The organism is Methylosinus sp. KRF6 (assembly GCF_018887255.1).
Lineage (GTDB): Bacteria > Pseudomonadota > Alphaproteobacteria > Rhizobiales > Beijerinckiaceae > Methylosinus > Methylosinus sporium.
The window spans coordinates 1-16,769 of sequence record NZ_JAHLJF010000013.1; the positions used below are offsets into that span (position 1 = coordinate 1).

General features: G+C 61.8%; 15 protein-coding genes and 1 pseudogene. 11 read left to right on the top strand and 5 right to left on the bottom strand.

Going from position 1 to position 16,769, the window contains the following annotated elements; all coding sequences use genetic code 11:
- Positions 1–57: 57 nt before the first annotated feature.
- From KP010_RS21525 to KP010_RS21535, 3 genes and pseudogenes are all read right to left on the bottom strand, one after another.
- Positions 58–939, bottom strand: a pseudogene (locus KP010_RS21525) (PHP domain-containing protein); the annotation flags it as partial.
- Entirely contained in the window at positions 936–2,459 is a 1,524-nt protein-coding gene (locus tag KP010_RS21530; protein ID WP_216281714.1) for a DNA polymerase Y family protein, read from the bottom strand. The gene KP010_RS21530 and the pseudogene KP010_RS21525, both read right to left, overlap by 4 nt.
- A complete protein-coding gene (locus tag KP010_RS21535) occupies positions 2,374–3,126 on the bottom strand; it encodes an ImuA family protein (protein WP_216281716.1) in 753 nt (250 codons plus the stop codon). Before KP010_RS21535 ends, KP010_RS21530 begins: the two co-directional genes overlap by 86 nt.
- A gap of 515 nt (positions 3,127–3,641) precedes the next feature.
- On the opposite strand from KP010_RS21535, the gene KP010_RS21540 reads away from it, so the two are divergent.
- The 4 genes from KP010_RS21540 to KP010_RS21555 all read left to right on the top strand — a co-directional run bounded on the left by KP010_RS21540 (position 3,642) and on the right by KP010_RS21555 (position 5,937).
- Positions 3,642–3,818, top strand: a complete 177-nt coding sequence (locus tag KP010_RS21540; protein WP_216281718.1) for a hypothetical protein — start codon at positions 3,642–3,644, stop codon at positions 3,816–3,818.
- A 39-nt stretch (positions 3,819–3,857) separates the two neighbouring features.
- Complete coding sequence (locus KP010_RS21545; protein WP_216281719.1) at positions 3,858–4,169, top strand: helix-turn-helix domain-containing protein; 312 nt, start codon at positions 3,858–3,860, stop codon at positions 4,167–4,169.
- Positions 4,170–4,177: 8 nt separating this feature from the next.
- A complete protein-coding gene (locus KP010_RS21550) occupies positions 4,178–5,107 on the top strand; it encodes a reverse transcriptase family protein (RefSeq protein ID WP_216281721.1) in 930 nt (309 codons plus the stop codon).
- A 74-nt stretch (positions 5,108–5,181) separates the two neighbouring features.
- Positions 5,182–5,937, top strand: coding sequence for an HNH endonuclease (locus KP010_RS21555; protein ID WP_216281723.1), 756 nt, complete (start codon positions 5,182–5,184; stop codon positions 5,935–5,937).
- Between the two features lie 164 nt (positions 5,938–6,101).
- Here KP010_RS21555 and KP010_RS21560 read toward each other — a convergent pair whose 3' ends face one another.
- Positions 6,102–7,904, bottom strand: coding sequence for a PQQ-dependent dehydrogenase, methanol/ethanol family (locus KP010_RS21560; RefSeq protein ID WP_216281726.1), 1,803 nt, complete (start codon positions 7,902–7,904; stop codon positions 6,102–6,104).
- Between the two features lie 116 nt (positions 7,905–8,020).
- Entirely contained in the window at positions 8,021–8,611 is a 591-nt protein-coding gene (locus tag KP010_RS21565) for a 2OG-Fe(II) oxygenase (RefSeq protein ID WP_371824253.1), read from the bottom strand.
- Positions 8,612–8,822: 211 nt separating this feature from the next.
- Here KP010_RS21565 and KP010_RS21570 point away from each other — a divergent pair, with 211 nt between their 5' ends.
- The 7 genes from KP010_RS21570 to mobF all read left to right on the top strand — a co-directional run bounded on the left by KP010_RS21570 (position 8,823) and on the right by mobF (position 16,741).
- Entirely contained in the window at positions 8,823–10,463 is a 1,641-nt protein-coding gene (locus KP010_RS21570; RefSeq protein WP_216281730.1) for a hypothetical protein, read from the top strand.
- Positions 10,464–10,702: 239 nt separating this feature from the next.
- A complete protein-coding gene (locus KP010_RS21575) occupies positions 10,703–12,766 on the top strand; it encodes an ATP-dependent helicase (protein WP_216281732.1) in 2,064 nt (687 codons plus the stop codon).
- Positions 12,767–12,932: 166 nt separating this feature from the next.
- Complete coding sequence (locus KP010_RS21580) at positions 12,933–13,955, top strand: WD40 repeat domain-containing protein (RefSeq protein ID WP_216281734.1); 1,023 nt, start codon at positions 12,933–12,935, stop codon at positions 13,953–13,955.
- Between the two features lie 201 nt (positions 13,956–14,156).
- Positions 14,157–14,708, top strand: coding sequence for a DUF4240 domain-containing protein (locus KP010_RS21585; protein WP_216281736.1), 552 nt, complete (start codon positions 14,157–14,159; stop codon positions 14,706–14,708).
- Between the two features lie 331 nt (positions 14,709–15,039).
- Complete coding sequence (locus tag KP010_RS21590) at positions 15,040–15,351, top strand: integration host factor subunit alpha (RefSeq protein ID WP_371824254.1); 312 nt, start codon at positions 15,040–15,042, stop codon at positions 15,349–15,351.
- 157 nt (positions 15,352–15,508) lie between these two features.
- Positions 15,509–15,826, top strand: coding sequence for a hypothetical protein (locus tag KP010_RS21595; protein WP_216281738.1), 318 nt, complete (start codon positions 15,509–15,511; stop codon positions 15,824–15,826).
- 3 nt (positions 15,827–15,829) lie between these two features.
- Positions 15,830–16,741: a MobF family relaxase gene (gene mobF, locus KP010_RS21600; protein WP_216281740.1), complete on the top strand. Its 912-nt coding sequence runs from the start codon at positions 15,830–15,832 to the stop codon at positions 16,739–16,741.
- Positions 16,742–16,769: the final 28 nt, after the last annotated feature.

Below are 16,769 nucleotides of genomic sequence, written 5' to 3' on the forward strand. Positions count from 1 at the left end.
GTTCTCGGTGGAAAAACTCGTGCTGCCTGGGTCAGCTCTCAGTGGAAATCAACAGCTCTCCGGCACGCCTTCGGGATAGCGCGCTTCCGCGCCTTCCCAGACGAGCTTCTCCAGCGTCTCCTGCGGGGTGAGCGTCGGATCGTCGCGCTCCTCCGGATATTGGTAGGAAAGCTCCCCGAGATCGAAGCGGCAACGCGCCGCGATCTCGATCGTGCGCGCGACCGCCTCGGGATTGCGCGGGAACAGCCGGCGCATTTCCTCGGGCGGCTTCATGTAGCGGTCGCCGTGCTCGCGCCGATCGCCCAGCTCGTCGATGGTGACGCCGTGGCGAATGCAGGTCACGACGTCCTGCAGCATGCGCCGGTCGGGCGCGTGATAGAGCACGTCATTGGTGACGACGCTCGGCACGCGCATCCGCGTGGCCATGGTCGACAGCTCGTGGATGCGAAGCTGGTCGTTTGGGCGCCGACGAAGCGTCAATGCGAGATAGGCGCGGTCGCCGAAGGCGTCGCGCAGCCGACGTAATCGCAGGCCGCAGGTCTCATCGGCCTCGTCGGGAACGAGGATGACGATCAGGCCATCGCCATAGGCGACGAGATCGGCCCATTCGAGGACGCATTTCGCCTTGCCGCCGCGCTTCTTGCCGAGTGACAGAAGCCGGCAGAGCCGGCCATAGGCGGCGCGGTCGGTCGGATAGACCAGCACCGACACGCCGTCGATGAGATCGAGGCGACAGCCGACGATCAGCCGCACGCCTGTCGCCTTGGCGGCCTCGAATGCGCGCACGACGCCGGCCAGCGAGTTGCGGTCGACCACGGCGACCGCTTCGACGCCCTGCAGCGCCGCCTGTGCGAAAAGCTCGTCGCAGGATGACGCGCCGCGCAGGAACGAAAAATGCGATGTGACCTGCAGCTCGGCGTAGCGGAATCGGCCGCTCATCCGAATACTCCGTGCAGGAACCAGTGCTGCGAGCCGCTGTTGGGATCCTCGCCATCCCCGGAGCGGAAGATCCAATAACGTTCGCCGGCGTCGTCCTCGACGCGGAAATAGTCACGCACGGCGGTCAGCTCGGCGTCGCGCCGCCACCATTCGCCGCGAATGCGCTCGGGTCCGTCGGCGCGACGGACGCGCCGCCGGACGCCGCGCCAGGTGAAGGCGACCGGCGGATGATCCGGCAGGGCGGCCATCGTCTCGATCGGCTCGGGAGACGGCAACAGCCGCGATGGCCGCGGCCAGCGCCCCTGCCATGTCTCGCCGGTGTCCGGCGCCATGGGCGGAATTCGGCGCACCGAGCGCTCGGGCGTCTCGGTGGCGACCGGCGCGGCTCGGTAGAGGCGCCGCTCACCGACGCGGTTGACGAGGGTGTCGACGAGATCGGAGACGTCCGGCGCTCCGTCATCGACCATCGCGGTCAGGGTCTGCTTTTCCGCGAGCGGCTCGGCCAGTGTCGCGGCGAGGCCGAGGGTTTCGATGCCGAAGCCGGGCTCGATCGTCTCGATCTTGTCGGTCAGCAGCCTCGTGAGACGTTTCACGTCGCGCACCGGCATGGCGACCCCGACACGGACCGCCTGCAGGCGATCGTCGACCCGGTGACAAATGAGGTCGAGACGTTTGGCCCCCAGCCCCTCGGCCTCCAGTCCGGCGCAGAGCTGGACGACCAGCTCGCCGATATGACGGGCGATGGTCTCGGCCGCGCCGATGGGCTCCGCGAAATTGCGCTTCACCTCGATCAGCTCGTCGGGGCGGATCGGCTCGATCGGCTCGCTGAGAACTCCCAGGGCCTGATCGATGCGGCGGCCGAGCTGCGGCCCGAAGCGCAGAGTGAGTGGCGCGCGCGGTTGCGCGAGGAGATCGCCGATCCGCTCGAAGCCGAGAACATGGAGCGCGGCGACCATGTCGGCGGGCAGGCGAAGCGCGGTGAGCGGAAGGCCTGTCAGCACGGAGCCGCCATGGCCGATCGGCGCAATCATCACGGGCCGCGCGGCGTAACGAGCCAAGGCGTGCGCTGCGCCCCAGCTGTCAGCGATCGCCGCGCGAGCGCGCACGCCGGACGATGAAAGCCTGTCGATCAGGCCGGTAAGCATGGTCTCTTCGCCGCCGAGGAGATGATCGGCGCCGGTGGAGTCGATCACCAAGCCGTCCGGGGGATCGGCCGCGACGATCGGCGCGTAGCGTCGGAGCGCCCACAGCGCGAGACGGTCGAGCCCTCGGGCGTCGGCCGCGGCGTCGTGATCTCGAACGACGAGTCCCTGCACGAGAATCCGCGCCTTGGCGGCCGGCATTCCGACGCGCGCGCCGGCGGCCACGGCCGCCGCATCCGCAGCCCGCACCACCTGCCTCCTCCCGTCGTGACCGATCAGGACGAGCGGCGTCTCAGCCGGCGGCGCCGCGTCGCCCGCCTGCCGTCGAAGCCGGTCTGTGGGCCAGCTCGGCAAGAACAGCGAGACGACCCGACTCATCACACGCCTCCACTTCGAAATCCGCGCTTTCACCGGCGCGGACGCGGATCAGCTCCAGGAGCCAACGGTGACGGCCGACGCCGGGGACCGGCAGAGCCGCCGAGGGCAAGACCGAGACGCGCCATCTGGTCGCCGCGGCAGTCGGCTGACCGAAGTCGACGGCTTCGGATTGCCGGCGCCAGCGCCGCAACGCGAGACCGATCGAGCCGCTTCCCTCGGCGCAGAGCTGGAGACGCCGGGACGCGGTCATGTCGAGACGCTCAACTTCTCCGACGACCGCGCCGAGACCGCCGTGCCGCAAGCCTTCCTCGACACATGCGAGCACGGTCTTGTCGTTGCCGGCCTCGACATAGATCACGCGATCGGGCGCCAAGCCCGCTTGCGCCAGCGCCGGGGCGAAGAGGTCGGATCGGGTGATGACCCAGAGAACCTTCCCTTTCGTGCGGGTCGCGATCCCGGCGGCGAAGAGCGCTGCGGCCGCGCCGTCCACGGCGCCGTTTCCGCCGCCGGCGATCTCATGGAGCGCACCGAGAGGGAGACCGCCGCCCGGAAGACGCGCGTCGATGTCGGCGATTCCGAACGGAAGGACCGATTTGACGCGCCGCGCTCGGCCTTCGATCTTCTCGATCTGCGCGCGCAACGACTCTATGGCGGGCTGGTGCCGCAAGCGCCTTCTCGACCTCTGGGTGGGGGCTCAATGCCATGTTCTCTAAATGTTCTCCCCTTCGAGGTCGGGAGTCAAGAGGACGGGCTTTCGGATATTTCTCTTGCACGGAGGGCCGCGCTACGAATGGAAACTCTGACCTGATGGGGACATTTGCTGAATGGCCACTGGCGCCGGTGCGGTTGACAAGGGCTCCCACCATGTGGTTGGTGGATAATGTTCGCTGTTGGCGAATTTTCGTTGCGCTTAAGGCGCGAATCACCCAAGCTCCGTCTGCGCTTGGGTGACATTCATGCCTCCCAGACCGGGTGGAGCGATCCGCCCTCGGGATTCGCAAGAATCCTCCAATGCCCCGGCTCATGCCGTCGCGCCGTCCGCGCGTCGCGTCCTGTCGTCCGGCATAGGCGTGCATCGAAAGGCACGATGCACGCTGGGAAGCTTAGAGGTCCTTTCGTTCGAGATGCTCTTTGTTCAAAGGCACCGGAGCAATAGTGCTCCGGGGAACAAGGAGACGGTCAATGGTGCAAACCAGCGATCCCCCGAGCGACGAACGAAAGCGTGCCGATTTTTGGAGACGAGGGCGCCGCATCCGCCGCAACTTCGTCAACAGGCAGACGTTTATGATTGCAATCCGCATCATCGAGTTGGTGGTGCGTGTTGCGAAGGTAATGAACGGGCTGTTCGGTGACCTCTAAGCTAAATTCCCACAACACTCGAAAGGCAAGGTATCCAAGATGTACGATCGGGCGCTAAAGCTGATCCGACAATACCATCGGCTGTCGCAAGCCGAACTGGCGGACAAGCTCGGCCTGTCGCGGTCATTCGTCTCCGAATTGGAAAAAGCGGGTGGGAAAAAACCGAGTCTCGACGTTCTTGAGCGTTATGCAAGCTTTTTCAAAATTCCCGTGTCGTCGCTGTTGCTCTTCGCCGAAAGGTCTAGTGCATCCGATTTGGGTGAGAAATCTCGGATTTTTGCAGCTGACAAGGTCCTCAAAATGCTGGAGTGGCTTGCTGAGACGAGCCACGACGACGCACACGCGAGTTGATTGGTACAATGAATAAGCGCAGGACAAACTTGAAGCTATCTGACTGCTGGCTTTATGCTCTCGCGTCTCCGACCGATCTTGCTCGACGACTTCAAACAGCAAAACACCCGATAAAGGTGGCCGAACTTTCAATGCTGGCGAAGGATGCCGGAAATTTCCGCCTATTTTCGCAAACGAACGCCGCTGGAAAATCGCGCCAAATTCAAGAGCCGAAGCGCCGCCTCCAATGGGTTCACGGCAGAATTCATGCCTTGTTGTCCCGTGTTGAAGTTCCGGGATACCTGCACTCCGCCGTTCGTGGCCGCTCATATATTTCCAATGCAGCGGCGCATGATCCGTCAATGCCGACTTTCAAAGTCGACGTGAAAAAGTTTTTTGCTTCGGTACCGCGCTCCGCAATCTTCAATTTCTTCGTAGGTCCGATGAAGTGCCGTCGGGACGTGGCGAGATTGCTCGCCGACATTCTGACATTCGACGCTCATCTTCCGACCGGGAGCGCGGCAAGTCCAATCCTTGCGTTCTACGCATTCAAGCCAATGTTCGATGAAATCGAGCAGTTCGCATTGGCCCATGGACTGACGATGACCTGCTATGTCGATGACATGGCGCTGAGCGGGCCGCGCGCAAACAAGAGCACGCTGTTCGAAGTCCGAAAGATCATCGCACGCCACGGCCTCAAATCCCACAAGGCACATGTGTTCGGTGCAAACCAACCGAAAGTCTTGACTGGTGTTTGCAACACGCCGACTGGACCACGCGTCCCTAACAAACTGCACATGAAAATCAAAGCGGGCTTCGATAAATTGTTGGCCGCAACCACTCCCGATACGAGAAGCGAAGCGTTGCGCCCATTGCTCGGCCGACTCGAAGCGGCAGGGCAAATCGACCCTGGATTTCGGGCACGCGCATTAACTGTGAGAGCAGCGTACTCGAAGTAATTACGATCCGTTTGCATGTGACTGTGAGAATCACGCGCTGTTGGAATTATACCTCTTTGAGGCGACAATAAGAAATGGGCGCTAGCAAGCAATACAAAGGGAAAGATTGCGCTTACTGCGGCAAGCTAGGCTGCTCGTCAACCAATGACCATGTCATTGCAAGGTCATTTTTCCTTGACACTGAACGCGGGGTAGGCTTGCAGATCCCTAAAGTTGCCGCATGTCAACGTTGCAATAATGAGAAGTCAGAGCTTGAAGGTTATATCGGCAGCACACTCTTGATCGGAAGCAAACATCCGGAGGCGAACCGCTACCGCAGTGAGAAAATACGGCCTCGCCTTGATCGGAACCAAAAGCTTCGGAAAGAGTTGAACATCGATTCCCCGCCAGTTTGGACTGAGATCAACGGACTTTTGCAGCCAATGCATGCAGTTACTGTCGATGTCGACAAGATCAATCGCCTCTTACAGTTCATTGTAAGAGGCCTCTATCGTCATCACTATCACAAGCCGCTTCCTCATGACATGACCCCCGACGTGTCAATGATCCGCCCCGAGGCCGAGGCGTCCATGTGGGCCAGCGTCTCCCATTTCTTCCCTCCAGAAGCGCCCCGCATAAACTGCGATCTGGGGCGCGGCAGCTTCGTTTACTCCGGGGTGCAGAGTCCCGTGAACGAAGGATTCACCGCCTGGACGATTGGCCTGCATGGACAGATTCCCCTTCACGGTCAAGACGGTTCTGCTGATCATTGGTGGTGTATGACCAGACCAACGCCCGAAGCGGTCGCAGCAGCGCGAAGCCATGCCGGCCGCCCCTATGAGGAAAAGTAACAACGAACAAATTCGCTTGTCCGGCCAACACGGAAGAACGTGCAGGACGAACATCCGCTTCTGGCGCGAGTTCCCCCTTCCCGACGACGAAGGGGGAACTGTGACCCCAAGCGGTCATTCGTTGGCCAACTCCTCTTCGCCCTGGATGCGGCCGCGAGGTTTCCTCAATTCGGCAGCGCGAATATTGTCAGCATGCCGCCGAGAGTATTGTAGTAGGACAAGCCGTAGCGCGGGCCGTGCAAGCTTTCGTTCGATCGCGAGAAATCGATCAACCCTAGTCCGGCACGCCCGCCGACGCCCGACAGCACGGCGACGAATTGCTTGCCGTCATGCTCGTACGAGATGACGTCGCCGACGATTCCCGAACCCGTGTGGAAACTCCAGAGCTCCTTGCCGGTTTTCCCGTCGACCGCTTTCAAATAGCCTTCCATCGTGCCGTAGAAGACGACGCCTGTTACGGTGACGAGCGCACCCGAACGAATGGGATATCGTTCGGGAAGCGACCAGCGAATGTCTCTCGATGTCGGATCGAATGCCACGAGGGCACCTGCTCCCCGGCGATCGTTAGCTTGCGTCACATACGATTCGACAACCTCTTCCGTTGTCACGCCAAGATAAGGCTTGCCGGGTTCATACCTAGTGGCGTACGGCTCGTTGTCCATGCATTTGGTGGTAAGCGGTAAATAAAACAATTTTTCACTCGGCGAATAAGCTGCGGGCTCCGGTCCTTTCGCGCCCAAGAAGGACGGACAGATACTCTTTGTGTTGACGTCTTCGCCGCCGATCTCAGGCGCGTATTTTTCTACGAGCAGCGGCCGACCATAAAACGGCGAGATCTTGTCGAGTTCGATCTTGCTCGCCCAATTGACATGGGCGCCGAATCTGTCTGCCGACAAGAGCTCGCCCGTGGCGCGGTCGAGAAAATAGGCGAAGCCGTTCTTGTCAAAATGAGCGAGCGCCTTGCGCGTAGCGCCGTCAATGTCGAGATCGATGAGAATCATCTCGCCCGTCGCGTCGTAATCCCACTGATCGTGCGGCGTGACCTGATAGACCCAACGCACCACGCCGGTGTCGAGGTCGCGGGCGAAAATGGTCGCAGTCCATCGGTTGTCGCCGGGACGTTGTTTGGCGTTTTCGGGCGCCGGATTGCCCGTGCCGTAGTAGACGAGGTTCAGATCCGCGTCATAGGAAAAGGCGCCCCAGGGCGCGCCGCCGCCGATCTTCCACTGTTCGCCCTGCCAACTCGCAAGCGAGGCCTCCTTGCCGACCGGAATGCCGAGATGCGTCGTCTTTTCAGGGTCGATCAGCGTGTCGGCGTCTGGACCGGTCGAATAACCGCGCCAAAGGCGCTCGCCCGTCTTTGCGTCATAGGCGGTGACATGGCCGCGCACGCCGAAATCGCCGCCCGAAAGGCCGACCAGCACTTTGTCCTTGAAAATAGCCGGCGCGCCGGTCGAGGTTTCGCCGATTTGCGGATCGCCGTTGGTGCGAGACCATATCGCCTTGCCGTTTTTCGCATCGATTGCGACGAGATTCGTGTCGAGCAGGGATAAAAAGATTTTACCGTCGCCATAGGCGAGGCCGCGATTGACCGCATCGCCCCAGATTTTTTTCAAGATCGACGGATCTTGCCTTGGGACGTAGCGCCATAGGATTTCATCGGCGCCATTCGCGAGCCGGCGTGCAAACACCTCGTTTGGAAAAGGCGTCGTGAAATAGGCGACGCCATCCACGACCAGCGGCGCGCCTTCGTGGCCGCGCAGCGCTCCCGTCGAAACAATCGTCGCCACTTGCAGCTTTCCGGCGTTTTCCGGCGTGATTTGCGTGAGCGTCGAATAGCGCCAATTGGCGTCGTTGCCGCCCTGCGCGCGCCATTCCTTTGGGTTCTGCCGGAAGGTAGCCGGCTCCTCGGCGCGGGCCGGGAGAATTAGAATTGCGAGCGCAGCGAGCGCGAAAAGCTGTCGCATCCTAAAACCGTCCTCCCCATAGCTGCGCCATTCATCCATCGATAGACCGCGCCAATTATCGCTAAAAGTCACATGCAATCGTCCGTTGGCGACGCGTCGTCCCGGACGCCGCCGCATCACGCGCCGTCGAGGCTCCTCAATTCGGCGGCGCAAATATGGTCGGCATCCCGCCGAGAGCGCATCCGTTCATACATTACATCGGTTCGGAGCACGTATTTTCTGCCCGACGTGACCGCGTCGCCTCGATGCCTTATCGGATGATGGAACAGCAGGCCGGCGCCTTTCTTTGGCTTCACTGTGAATGGACCGTATTCCGAACGTCGAAAGCCCTCATCGTGAAACGAGGTGCCGCCACCTTCGAAATTGTCGTTCAAATATATGATGAATGTAAAAAAGCTTCGCTCTCCGTTGGAGCGCGCGTAATAGCCGTCGCTATGCCAGTCGAAAAGCTGTCCAATATCGTATCGGTAAAACCTGAAGCGCTCGTTGAGGCCGACTGGACGCCATTTCTTACGAAACTTTTGCGGGGCATTATCGGCCACTAGCTTGTACAACTTTACAGCGAGTTCAGGATTATCCAACATAGCGCGATCGTTGTTGCGCAAATCCTTGATCATGACCGCGCCGCGGTCTGTTGAAACGGGTGCTTCCTCGTAACGATGGGCCTCGCTGAGGCGGATGTAGTCGTCACACGCCTCAGAGGTCAACAGATTCTCGATCGTTCCGACGTCCCTGGCGAGCCATCTAATTCGGGGCATGACGTGAGTTGTCCTTTTCAGTGGGCGTATCCGATTTAACAGATCCTTGTCATGGCGCGGCTATTCACTGCCGCGAGGTCGAAGAGCCGATTTCGAGGCGCGCATGATATTACTAAAGTACTTTGTCGCTATTGCCATAGCCGGCGCTCTCGCGGCCTTGATGACGGTCCGCGACGTGGCGATCGCAGTGGCGCTTCTCACATTGGGACTTGGCTTGCCGATCATTTTGTCGGCGACCGTGTTCGTCTACGGCGTTTGCGCCTTGCCGGCCGTCGTCTGTCGGCGCTTCGGCTCGGGCTGGGAAGGCGTCGCGCTCTCCGCCGGGATCATAGCGACCGTCGCCATTGTCCCTGGATACGACGCCCAGAGGCGAGCAGAAGAGGTCTCGATACCCTTCAAGCGATTTGATTTTGCGCCCCCGGGGCTGATCGGGGTGACGTCCCTGGAGATTCGTCGTCGCTCCGCCGATTACGATCAGACGTTCATGGATCAGGACGCCTGCGGATACGAATGCCGCGCTCTGCTCACCTATGGTCGGGTCGAATGGGTGCGGGTTGTCATGGTCGATGGAGCCGCGGCCGGCTCGCTCTACAGGCTCGAGCGCGGAAAAAGCTGCGCCGCGCCTGGCGGCCCGATGTCGGAAACCGCGACTTGCGTCCTGCTGGCGCGAGACTCCGGAGAAGCGCCCGAGTTGACGATCCAATTCGACGCCTTGTCGCGCCTTCCACATGATGAGCCGAACCCGCTGCGACTGGTGGTTCCACGGACCACCAGAATCGTCACCGCGCATTGGCGGGAAGGCGGCGAAGCAACTGAAATCTTCCATCAAACGGAAGTCGGAGTCGATGTGGCCGTGGTCCCGGCGATCTGGGGTCCGATCATGGACGGCATGCACAGCGAAGGCCTCGATATCATGAGGCGTCGCATTGTCATCGATCAGATTTCGCTCAACGGGACCTTGGCGCGCCTCGGTCTTTCGCTCGAGCCGCCGGCCGGCGTGGCGGCGGTCGAAACCAAGCCTAGGAGCGGGCAGGGCGTCAACGATTTGATGACCAGAGAGGCTCTCGCCGCTCTGAACCTGCCGCAGACCGAGACCTTCGATCCCCAACAGGCTAAGCCGATACAGGATTGGCTCGAGCACGCGACCAATATGAAGGAGTGGTCTCCGCCCTCGATCGACTTCTTGCGCCGGATCGCGCATGACCGGCGCATCCGATCGCCCATGTCTTTCGATAGAATATTCGAGCATAACCCCGTCGTCACAAATGCGCTGATGCCGGACATTCTTCAAATAATCGCGACCGATGGGATAGGGCCGGATTACACAGCCGCGCGCCAGGCTGCCTACACATTCCCTCGATTGGCCCCCGCATATCTCGAGCCCTACGCCGATCAGATCGTCGCGCTGCTCGATCGCGGACGAGCCGTGCAGGAAATATTGCTGCCCGCTGTCGGGCGCCTCGGCGTCGATCCTACGCCTTATCTTCTTCCCTTTGGCGCCGATCTCGATCCGCGGGCGATCGATCGATTGGCGAGGATCAAAGGCGCGTGCTACGCGGACAAGCGCTGGGCGTCGAAACTGGTCGGCCCGCTGAGGGAAGCGCTGAGTTCGAATCCAAAGCACGAACGCCGTAAGGCAATCCTGGCAGCGATCGCCAATCTCGGTGATCGTGACTTCGTCGCGCAGGAGCTTTCCCATGAGAGCGACGAAGCGCGGCTGCTTTCTAACATCAACCAGTATCTCACGGACAAGCGTTATCAGCCGAACGTGGTCTGCTCCACGATCATCGGATGGAATTGAGTGTGGACTTCGCTCGGTGTCGAGCGCTGCGATCGAGGTCTTCGAGATCGACCGGCGTCGAACGTCTCCTTCTGGCGCAACCTCCTCGTTCGGGACGGCGAACGAGGAACTCTGGCGCCTCACGGAAATTCGAACCGGGCCGCCAGCTTCACCTTTCCTCCTTCGAGACACAAGGTCATTGCGAACAAAACAAGAATTATGGTTCAGTCCGCAGGCCCGCTCACGCCACCGATTCGCCCATGACCGCCGTCGCCTATCTCGAAAAGCTCAACGCCGAACAACGCCGCGCCGTCGAGCACGGGCTTCCTGACGGCTTGTCGGCCCCCGCCGGTGGCCCGTTGCTCATCATTGCGGGCGCCGGCTCCGGCAAGACGAACACGCTGGCCCATCGGGTCGCGCATCTCATCGTCCGAGGCGCCGATCCCCAGCGCATGTTGCTGATGACCTTCTCCCGCCGCGCCGCCGCCGAGATGATGCGCCGGGTCGAGCGCATCTGCGCCGAGGCGCTGGGCGCCAAGGGCGGCGGCGATGTCCTCGCCTGGACCGGCACATTTCACGCGATCGGCGCCAGGCTGCTGCGCGAATACGCCTGCGCCATCGGCTTCGATCCCGCATTCACGATCCATGATCGCGAAGATTCCGCCGATCTTATGAATCTCATCCGCCACGAGCTCGGCTTCTCCAAGACCGAGAGCCGCTTCCCCACCAAGGGCACGTGCCTCGCGATCTACTCCCGCGCCGTGAACGCGGAAACCCCGCTGGAGCAGGCGCTGCTCGGCGCCTTCCCCTGGTGCGCGCGCTGGCATGAGGAGCTGCGACGCTTATTCGCTGCCTATGTCGAGGCGAAGCAGGCGCAGAATGTTCTCGATTACGACGATCTCCTGCTCTATTGGGCGCAGATGATGCAGGATGAAGCACTCGCCGAGGAGATCGGCGGCCGCTTCGATCACATCCTCGTCGACGAATATCAGGACACCAATCGCCTCCAGGCCTCCATCCTGCTCGCCTTGAAGCCGAAGGGCCAGGGGCTCACCGTCGTCGGCGACGACGCCCAATCCATCTATGCCTTCCGCGCCGCCACGGTGCGCAACATTCTCGAGTTTCCAAAGAGCTTCACGCCGCCGGCGGAGGTCGTCACGCTCGACCACAATTATCGCTCGACCGAGCCGATCCTCGCCGCGGCCAACGCCGTCATCTCGCTCGCCGCCGAGCGCTACGCCAAGAGCCTCTGGACCGAGCGCCGCTCCTTGGAGCGGCCGCAGCTCGTCACCGTACGCGACGAGAGCGATCAGGCGCGCTTCATCGCCGAGCGCGTGCTCGAGGCGCGCGAAGCGGGCGTGACGCTGAAGCAGCAGGCGACGTTATTCCGCGCCTCGCATCACAGCGCCATGTTGGAGCTGGAGCTCGCGCGCCGCAACATTCCCTTCGTGAAATTCGGCGGGCTGAAGTTCCTCGACAGCGCCCATGTGAAGGATGTGCTCGCTCTGCTGCGCTTCGCGCAGAACCCGCGCGATCGCGTCGCCGGTTTTCGCATTCTGCAAATTCTGCCCGGCGTCGGCCCCTCCTCCGCGCAGAAGATTCTCGATTTCCTCATCGAGCGCCCGGACCCGCTCGCCTGTCTCGCCGAGGCGCCGACGCCGCCGCGCGCCGGGGAAGAGTGGCGCGGCCTCGTCGCAACGCTGCGAATGCTGCATGCGCGAGAGGGCTGGCCGGCGGAAATGGAAGCGGCGCGCCGCTGGTATGAGCCGCATCTCGAGCGCCTGCACGAGGACGCGCCGAGCCGCCTCGCCGATCTCGTCCAGCTCGAGCAGATCGCCGCCTGTTATCCCTCGCGCGAGCGCTTCCTCACCGAGCTGACGCTCGACCCTCCGGACGCGACCAGCGACGAGGCGGGCCCGCCGCTGCGCGACGAGGATTATCTCATTCTCTCGACGATTCATTCCGCCAAGGGGCAGGAGTGGAAGTCGGTCTTCGTGCTGAACTGCGTCGACGGCTGCATCCCCTCCGATCTCGCGACAGGAACAGCGGCGGAGATTGAGGAGGAGCGCCGGCTGCTCTATGTCGCGATGACGCGCGCGAAGGACAGCCTGCGTCTGGTGACGCCGCAGCGATTTTTCACCCATGGCCAGCCGGCGCAGGGCGACCGGCACGTCTACGCCGCGCGCACGCGCTTCATTCCAGCGGAGATGCTGCGGTTTTACGATTGCGTGAGCTGGCCCGCCGCGGCGGCCGCGGGCGAGCGTCTCGCCGGGGGTGGGCTGCGAGTCGATGTGCGGGCGAAGATGCGGGGGATGTGGGGATGATCGATGAAGACGAAGATGAGGAAGCTGTAGGAGTAACGTGTCGCCTGTGCCGCCTCTCGACGGCGCGCCATCCGTTCGTGAATGAACCTAGGGACGCTCGCGCGGTTGGCCTCCTACGAACAATTCAGATTTGAGACGATCAATGTCTTTCGAACGAGCATTTCTGGTGTCGGCCCTGACAGTTGTAACGTCGTTCAGCGCCTCCGGCGATGAAGTCAATACGTCCGCGCAGGCGATCATTGCGAAAGAAATCAACCGCCAAGTGATGCGCTACCGCAGCGAAATCGAAAGCAGCAGCATCTCCCCTGAATTGCTCGCGCAATCGAACAAGCTGGGCGGCGTAATCCGTTCGGTCGCGTTTTCTCCAGACGGGCAGATGCTTTTGGCTGTTTCGGTCGATGGGGTTGCGTCCTTGCTAACCGTTTCAGACGCGAAAGTCGTTCATAGTGTTCCTGATCGGGAGTTTGCGCAGTACGGCGGAGTATATTCCCCCGATGGGAAACGCTTCGCGACTTGCGGCGACAAAGGCGCTCGCATTTTTTCGCTAGATAGCATGAAGCCGCTGGTGACCCTCACTGGCCACGCGATGCTCGTCCAAGGTATCGCATTTTCGCCTGACGGCGCGAGGGTGGCGACCGCATCGGCAGACCGAACGGCAAGGATTTGGAACGCCTTCACCGGCGCTTCCGAAGCGACGCTCTCAGGGCACAGTTTCTTTGTGAACGCAGTTGCCTTTTCGCCCGACGGCAAGCGTATAGCGACCGCATCTTGGGACAAGACCGCGAGGATTTGGGATGCTGTGACGGGAGAGGAAATCGCGGCGCTCTTGGGCCACACGGCCCCAGTGGATTCAATTGGCTTTTCACCCGACGGGGCGCGCCTCGTTACCGGTGCGGAGGATGGAAGCGCGCGAATCTGGCAGATTGCATCCGGCAAGCCTGTCTTCGAATTGGGTGGGCATATTCCACCACATGTGATCGCGGCATTCTCACCCGATGGAACGCAGTTGGCTACTGGAGCCTTTTTCGACATTGCTCGCTTGTGGCGCGCCTCAGATGGTAAGAAGGTGGCGACCTTTTATGGCGGTCTGCCGGGCGGAGTTATTTTTGCGCTGGCGTTTTCTCCCGACGGTCACCGTCTTGCTGTTGGAACGTTCGAGGGCATGGTCCAAATCTGGGCCGTCCGCTGATCTGGCGGGGCGGCCGTTCAGCGCACTGCTCGCGAATGCCCACACCCGATCGGTTCGGGTCGTTCGACCGTCTACCTACGAATGACGCATCTTGGCGCGCCCTCCCCGTTAGGGAGCGCGAAACTCTTACCCATGGCATACATGGGGGTGGGCCATATGAATCATCCATCAGTGCGGATTACAGTCGGGGGAAGAAAACTCATGAGCGCGTCCGAAATGCCTGCCAATCAGTTCTGGGAGATCATAGTGCACGCCGCACAGTTCGACGATGATCCCGCCGCCCATATCGAAGCCTTGCGCGTTGAGTTGCGCGGGCTTACTCCCGAGGAAATCATATCGTTCGAAATGGCCTTTCGGCGCTATCTCAACAAAGCCTACACATGGAATCTTTGGGGTGCGGCATACGTGATCCATGGCGGCTGCTCTGATGATGGTTTCGAGTACTTTCGGCGCTGGCTTATATCGAAAGGGCGCGAAGTGTACGAGTCCGCGTTGGCCGATCCCGACAGCTTGGCGCAACTGAAAGTGAGGCCAGGTCCTGATGGCACATGGGAGTTCGAGGAGATCTACTATGTCGCGATGGGAGTCTTCGAGGAAAAAGGCGGCAAAGGCGACGTGCGCGATTATTCAGAGCCGGAAGCCGGATTGGGGGGACCTGGGCCTTTCGGCGAGCCTTTCGAAGAGGATGAGGATCATTTGGCCCGACGCTATCCAAACCTCTGGCGACGATTCGGAGCCGAGCCGTTGGGCTGACGCGTTCATTGGAAATCCCAAACACAGATCGAACCTTCCGCTCTTGGCGCCGCCCGGCCGTTGGGAACGGTGAACGAGGAACTCTGGCGCATCCTCGTCATCGCCCCCCTCCCCCCGCTTGCGGGCCGCCGGCTACTCGCTGGGATCGCCAACGAAAAACCGCTGTGACCAAATACCCAGCGGGGGCAGCGCTGGTCTGCCCGGTATCTGCGGATTAGACATTCTTGAGCCGCAATGTGATTTGGTTTCCCCTGCGGGCGACGCGGTGTGTTTTCGAGGGAACGGCGAAAAGCCGGATGGGATTTTGGACGCAGCTGTTTCCAGGAGCACGGTGACGCGCGACGACCTCGCGCACGCCATTTACGCCCGCATCCCCGGCCTCTCCCGCGCGGACGCAAAAGCCCTGCTCGATTGCGCGCTCGAGGAAATGCTGTCCGCCCTGACCAGCGGAGAAGACGTAAGTCTTCGCGGTTTCGGCACTTTTCGCATCCGCTCCAAAAACGCTCGCCCGGGCCGCAATCCGAAAACCGGCGCCGCGGCTCTCATCTCGTCGCGTCGGGTGGTCGTGTTCAAAGCGGCGCCACATCTCAAATCGGCCGTGACGGCGTCGGGAGCATCCCCGATCGCCGGGGACTCTCGGTAGAGCGGTCGCCGGCGCAGCGTGGCGTGATCGCCCATGACTGCTGATGTCGCGAACCGCGCGCCGCCGGCGCCGGACGCCAGCTCGAATCTTTTGGCGCCGATCGTTTCCATTCGCGCAGACCCCGGCGACCCTTCGTGCTCGTAGCGGAGGCGCAATCATGTCCGAGGAATTGAAAGAAGGGCTCGCTCGCGTCGAGCAGGAATCCCACCAAATCGTCGAAGCGGTCGGCCTGCAGAACGAGCAGATCCGCATCACCATCGCCCGCCTCGACGAGATCATCGCCCTGCTCACGCCAAAGGACGACGCCGGCGAGCCGACACTGAGCGACTTGCTCGCCCATCTGATCGCGCAGAACCGCGAGCAGCTCATCCTCTCGCGTAAGACCTTCGATCTCCTCGTCGACATGCAGCAGAGCCTCCCGAACAAGATGGTCGAGGCGCTGGAAAAGCGTTTTTCCTCCCTCGCGAAGGCCTGATCGATGATCACCTTCCGCAAGTTCGCGGCCGCGTCCGACGGCAAGCTCGTCCGCACGTATTTCACCGAGGCGAGGCTCGGCCCGCCCCCACCCGAGCAGGCGACCGAGGCCCTCGGCCAGCAGCAGCTGGAGCCGGGCTCACGTCTCACCAGCTATTACACCGGCCGCGACGCCGGGCCGGCGTGGCGATCGGACATGCCGCTCTCCGTCGCCCGCGCGCTCGGCATTAATTCTCACCATGCGCCCAAGGACGAGGAGCTCGACCGGCTCTTCGAGGGCAAGCGCGCCGACACGGGCGAGGCCTGGTCCAAGCATAAGCGCGAGATCAGCGGTTACGACTTCACCTTCTCGCCCCACAAATCCGTGACGCTCGCCGCCGAATTCGCGCAGGATCCAGCGGAGGCCGCCGCCATCCGTAATGCGATCTATCGCGCCAATGACGCGGCGATGCGCTATGTCGCGCGCGAAATCGGCTGGGCGCGGCGCGGGCGCGCGGGGGAGAGCGGCGCCGATCCCGGCGCGGTCGGGTGGGTGAGCTTCAAGCATTATATCGCCCGTCCGACCCTGCCGGTCCAGGACGGCCGCGAGGGCGCGACCTATCTCCTCGAAGCGCCGATCGCCGGCGATCCCCACGATCACATCCACAATGCCCTGTTCAATCTGGTCGTGACCGGCGAAGGCCATATCGGATCGCTCGACACCCAGCGCCTCCACGCCCGGGTCCATGAGTTCGGCGCATTCGCCCAGGCCGTCCTCGCCGATGAGCTGCGCGCGCTCGGCATTCCCGTCGCCTATGACGAGAAGGAGCAAGCCGCCGTCATTCTCGCCATTCCGCAATTCGCCAATGAGGCCTTCAGCAAGAGCACGCATCAGGTCCTGCGCAACGCCAAGGTGTCGATTTCCGTCGAGATTTGACCCAGGATTTCCATTGAGAAGTGACCCG